General features: G+C 65.5%; 4 protein-coding genes. 1 reads left to right on the top strand and 3 read right to left on the bottom strand.

The window, feature by feature from the left end:
• Positions 1-97 precede the first annotated feature (97 nt).
• Complete coding sequence (locus ABZ293_RS20340; protein WP_355182715.1) at positions 98-832, bottom strand: MerR family transcriptional regulator; 735 nt, start codon at positions 830-832, stop codon at positions 98-100.
• A gap of 171 nt (positions 833-1,003) precedes the next feature.
• Here ABZ293_RS20340 and ABZ293_RS20335 point away from each other — a divergent pair, with 171 nt between their 5' ends.
• Entirely contained in the window at positions 1,004-1,360 is a 357-nt protein-coding gene (locus ABZ293_RS20335; protein WP_355182713.1) for a DUF1707 domain-containing protein, read from the top strand.
• A gap of 42 nt (positions 1,361-1,402) precedes the next feature.
• Here the strand turns inward: ABZ293_RS20335 and ABZ293_RS20330 are convergent, their stop codons facing one another.
• Together ABZ293_RS20330 and ABZ293_RS20325 are read right to left on the bottom strand one after the other, a co-directional pair.
• Positions 1,403-3,838: a tetratricopeptide repeat protein gene (locus ABZ293_RS20330; RefSeq protein WP_355182711.1), complete on the bottom strand. Its 2,436-nt coding sequence runs from the start codon at positions 3,836-3,838 to the stop codon at positions 1,403-1,405.
• 126 nt (positions 3,839-3,964) lie between these two features.
• Positions 3,965-5,329, bottom strand: a 1,365-nt coding sequence (locus ABZ293_RS20325) for an amino acid permease (RefSeq protein ID WP_355182709.1), incomplete at its 5' end; no start/stop codon positions are given.

Below are 5,329 nucleotides of genomic sequence, written 5' to 3'. Positions count from 1 at the left end.
GGCACAGATCAACATGGCACGGCACGGAGTAACAACGGCACGGCCTGGAAGCAAGAAAAGGCGCGCCAGCCCAATCGGCGGCGCGCAGGTGCCGCGCCTAGGCGTCCGGCAGCACTTCGGCGAGGTCGGTGTCCTGGTCGAGATACCGGGCGATGAAGCGGTTGACCAGTTCGGCGGTCACCTGTCCGGGCTGGATCTTGGTCTCGACCAGGCGCGCCGCGAGTGCCGCACGGTCGGCCGATGTGCGTTCCGAGCGCTGATAAGGCTCCCACGCGGTCCGATGGAACAAATCGACGAACCGACGGGCGATCCGATCACAGTCCGCGCGCAGCCGCTCCAACTCGCCGAGCAGTGCGTCGACCGGAATGCCCGCGCCCGCCAACTGGTCGAAGCTGCGGATCAGCTGCGGATCCGCGATGCGGTAGGTCGCGGCGTCGACCGGTTCGTACAGACCGGCCGAGACCACGCGGGCGAGGCCATTGGGCACCTCGCGGTAGCGCTGTTCGAGCTCGGTCGCCGCGATCGTGTCGACGGCGGACGGCGCGGTGGACTGCGTCGCACCCGGCTCAGCGACACCGAGGATGTCACCGAGATCATCGCCGCGGTCCCAGGCCTCCAGCAGCTCCCGAATCCCGTTGAGCTTGATCCCCCGATCGAGCAGGCGGCTGATCGTCTGCACGCGATTGAGGTGATCAGGTCCGTAGAAGCCGGTGCGGCCCTTCACCTGCGGTGGGGGCAGAATGCCGCGCTCGGCGTAAACGCGCAGGCTGCGGACGGTCGTACCGGCCTCGCGCGCCAGCTCATCGATCGTGTACTCCACGTCGCCTGCCATATGTCTAGGAAACCACATCGAAACATTACCCGTAGGTAAGCATACGTCAGTCATGTCGGACACCTACTGATCCGCGAGGCCGATGTCTACCCCCAGTGACACCGCAAACTATTCCCGCCCTTGGCAATTCGCCTCCACCAATATGGCCCTGGCGAGGCTTATCCTTCGGAGATGACCGAAGCGCAGGCTTCTCGAATTACCGTGACGGAACGGGAACGGGCGCTGGAACAACTGTCGCACCATCTCGGCACCGGACGACTCAGCCTGACCGAGTTCGACGAACGCAGCGCCAGTGCGGCGGCGGCGACCAGCAAAGGACAATTGGCGGAATTGTTCGCCGACCTGCCGGGCGTCACACCGCCCGCACCACCAGTAGAACCCACGGCCAATGCACTGCAGAGACTCTCGACGATCGCCGCGCTGATCTCCATCGTCGCGGTCGTGCTCGCGGTCGCCACGGGCAACTGGCTGTGGCTGCTGGCTGGCACCGGAACAATCGTCGCCTTCGTCGTCCAGCGCATGCGCTGAGAACCGCTGGTCCCTGGCACCGCTCCCCTACGAGCGGGTGCCCTACCAGCGAGTGCGAGGCCGAACGGAATTCGCCAAATCGACCAGCCGGTAGCGGTGCCAGCGATCGGGCGCGGTCCTGGCCAGCGCGCGCAGGCTGGTTTCGAGTCCAAGTCGCAGCCCCGCCGGGGTGACCGGGAAGCCGAGGATGGTCCGGTTCGGATTGCGCGAACGCCCGCCGACCCGCAGCCACTCCAATGCGGCGCCGACCACGATGACCTGCAATTGCAGCGTTCGAGCATCATCGGGCAGCGCCTCGAGGCGGTCCGCCGCGGCGCAGATATCGGCTTCGGTGATATCTGCGATCGGCCGCGAGACCAGCAGCAGACATCCGGTGGTATGCGCGACGCCGTGGTGGCGCGACGCCGCGGGCACCTGGTCCAGTACGGCCACGGCCTCTAGTAATTCGCTATCGGCGGCAAGCCGCCGGGCCAAGCCGAAGGCCGCGCTCACCACCCCGTGATTGGTGCGCCACACCGCTCGGTAGTGCTCGGCCGCGGCGCGGTGCCAGCGATCCGAATCCGCGGGCAGATCCAGATGCTGCAGTATGAGTTCCGCGGTGGCGGCCAAGGCCAGTTCCGGACCTATCTCACCGGGCAGCATGGAATGCACGATCTCGAAATGCTGCCAGGCCCGCTCGTAGAAGCCGTCGAGCAACGCGGCGACACCCACGTACCACTCGATGCGCCAGTCCGCGCCGTAATCGGGCCGCAGATCGGCGAGCAGCTGACAGGCCGGAACCGTTTCCCCGAGGTCGAGATAGGCGCGAACCGCCGTCAGCGGTCCCTCCAGATCGAAGGACTCCGGCGCGACGATCGTGCCGGCACGGATGCGTTCGTGTGCCCGGCGCAGCCCGTCCAGCGCATGCCGCGGTTCGCTGTGCAGTAGGGACGACAGCAACTCGGCACTGGGATCCTCGCTATCGATCAACGGCGTCGGGAGTGCCGCGACGACGTCGCGCGCCTCGAGCACCGGCATGCGGTCCATCCCGTCGACAATGCCGTCGGTCTGGCCGATGAGCGTATCGATGCCGAAATCGTCTCGCATGGCACTCAATTCGACCGACGGCTGTGGATGCTCCAGGCCGGTATCGATCGCGAGAACCATGCGCAGCGCGCCAGCGAGTTGACAGTACATCGAATACGCGGACGGGAATCTGCGCTCCGGCTCCGGATCGGTGGCACGCAGCAGCAATCGATACAGGCACGGGTAGCGCGCCAGCAGTGGATCCTCATCGGGCTCCGGAATGCCGCCGAGAAAGTGACCGTCGCGGTCGCGCGGCAGATCCAGCGCCAGCGCGGCCAGCGTCCGGCCGACGGTGTAGATATCCGAAACCACGGTCGGACCGGTCTCGGTGATCTCGGGGGCCTGGTAGCCGGGGGTGCCGTAGATGCTGCCGTAGGAATCCATGGCCGCTACCGCACCCAGGTCGATGAGTTTGACCTCGTGCTCGCTGACCATGATGTTGTCGGGTTTCAGATCGTTGTATGCCAATCCGAACGAATGCAGATAGTCCAGCGCGGGCAGGATTTCCATGATGTAGGCGATGGCCTCGACAACCGGAATGCGCTCCTTACCGCGCAGATCGAGCATCTTCTTCAGCGATTGCCCGCCCACGTATTCCATGACGATATAGCCGTCGGCAATATCTCGACCGGAGCGATGCTTAACGAAGTTGTAAATCTTTACGACACCGGGGTGCGCCACCTCGGAAAGGAATTGGCGCTCGGCAAGCGCGACCACATGCGCCTCGAAGTCGAGCGGGTTCTGCAATCCCTTCAATACCACCCACCGATCGCTGACATTGCGGTCGACGGCCAGATAAATCCAGCCGAGTCCGCCGTGCGCCAGCGATCCCTGCACCTCGTATTGATCGGCGACCAGTTCGCCGCGCTCCAGGGTGGGACGGAAGTTGAACGGCGATCCGCACCGGCCGCATTCGCCGACCACGGCACCTGGTCCGCTGGCGCTGCGGCGACCGACCGGCTCCTGACATTTCCAGCAGAACCGTTTGGGCTCGGGCACTTCGGGATCGGCGAGGATGGCGGTGCGCGGATCGACCGGCGCCACCCGCGGCATCGGCACGAGCCCGGCGCCGAGCCGCCGCACGCTCGGACGGGAGCGGCCGCTGCGCCCGGAGACGGGCTCGTCGAGTTCGAGTGGGTCGGCGCCGGTGTCCGGATCGGTCACCGGCATCGTCGCGCGGCTATCGTCGGGCCGCAGCTGCAGGTCCGTCGATGAGAACCGTTGCGCTGGAGTGCCTTCCACAATGCTGGGACCGGACCATGGATGCTGGCGGCGTTGCGACGGTTCGACCTTCGACATGCCTCGGGTTGCCCAGGGGTGCGGCGTCCGCCGCGGTACCTCGGTACCGCGCATCCGCCGATTCGCCCATGGGTGCGGCAGCGGATTCTCGGAGGCGCTGGGTTGCTCCGGCATGGGAACCTTTCGAGCCTGTTGAATCAGGGCCCCATTCTCTTCCCCATGCCGCCGCCGCGCGCACTGCTTATTCCCTGCGATGGGAATAGCTCCGCCCCGGACATGTTGTCCGGGGCGGAGATCGGTCTACTTGTCGTCGGGCTCGTCGAGGATGACGACCGCTTCACCCTCGCGCACACGCGGCGGCCGCTCGGCCAGCACCGGGAACTGACCGGTGATGCCCTCACGTTCCTGGGCGACCTGCAGCACCCGCTTGCGAGCCAGGAACCACCCACCGACGAAGGCCGGAGCCACCACCACGAACATGGCGATCACCGCGCCCCGCTGCTCGATTTCGTGGCTGCATGCCATCAGCACGATCACCGCGACTAGGAATACCAGCGTGGCGTAGCTGGTGTAGGGCGCACCGAACAGTCGGAACGACGGACGTTCGACCAGACCCTTCTTCGACCAGCGGAACAGCTGCAGCTGGCAGACCACGATCGCGCCCCAGGCCGCGATGGTGCCGAGAGCGGACATGTTCAGCACGATCTCGAAGGCCTTGTCCGGCACCATCGCATTGAGCCCGACACCGACCAGCGCGATCGCGCCGGTGGCGAGGATGCCGACGTAGGGCACACCGCCGCTGGACATCCGCGAGGCGATCTTGGGCGCGCTGCCGTTCATCGACATCGAGCGCAGGATGCGGCCGGTCGAGTACAGACCCGCATTGAGGCTGGAGAAGGCCGCGGTCAGCACCACCAGGTTCATGATCGAACCCGCACCGCCGACACCGAGCTTGGAGAAGAAGGTGACGAACGGGCTCTCGCCGGACTTGAAGGCGACGTAGGGCAGCAGCAGGCCGAGCAGCACCAGCGAGCCGACGTAGAACAGCGCGATGCGGGCGATGACCGAGTTGATGGCCCGCGGCATGATCTTTTCCGGATTCTCCGCCTCACCGGCCGCGGTGCCGATCAATTCCACTGCGGCGTAGGCGAATACGACACCGGTGGTGACGGTGACCAGTGGCAGCAGACCGGTCGGGAACAGTCCGCCGTTATCGGAGACCACGCTGAAACCGGTGGTCTCACCGTCGATCTTGAACCGGCCCCCCAGGAAGATGGTGCCGATGATCAGGAAGGCGACGAGCGCGACGACCTTGATCAGCGCGGCCCAGAACTCCAGCTCACCGAACCACTTCACCGAGATCAGGTTGATGCTGACCACAATGGCCAGTGCGACCAGCGCGATCAACCACTGCGGTATCGCCTCGGTGGCTCCCCAGAAATGGACATAGGTCGCGATCGCGGTGATGTCTACGATGCCGGTCATGCACCAGTGGAAGAAGTACATCCACCCGACCGCGAAAGCCAGCTTCTCGCCATAGAACTCACGCGCATAGGAAACAAACGATCCGGAGGACGGACGATGCAGCACCAGCTCGCCCAGCGCCCGCAGGATGAAGAACACGAAGATGCCACACACCGCGTACACCAGGAACAGTCCGGGACC

The organism is Nocardia sp. NPDC005998, assembly GCF_040614395.1.
Classification (GTDB): Bacteria; Actinomycetota; Actinomycetes; order Mycobacteriales; family Mycobacteriaceae; genus Nocardia.
Note: the sequence above shows the minus strand (reverse complement) of the source record. Positions and strands in the feature narration are given on the sequence as shown.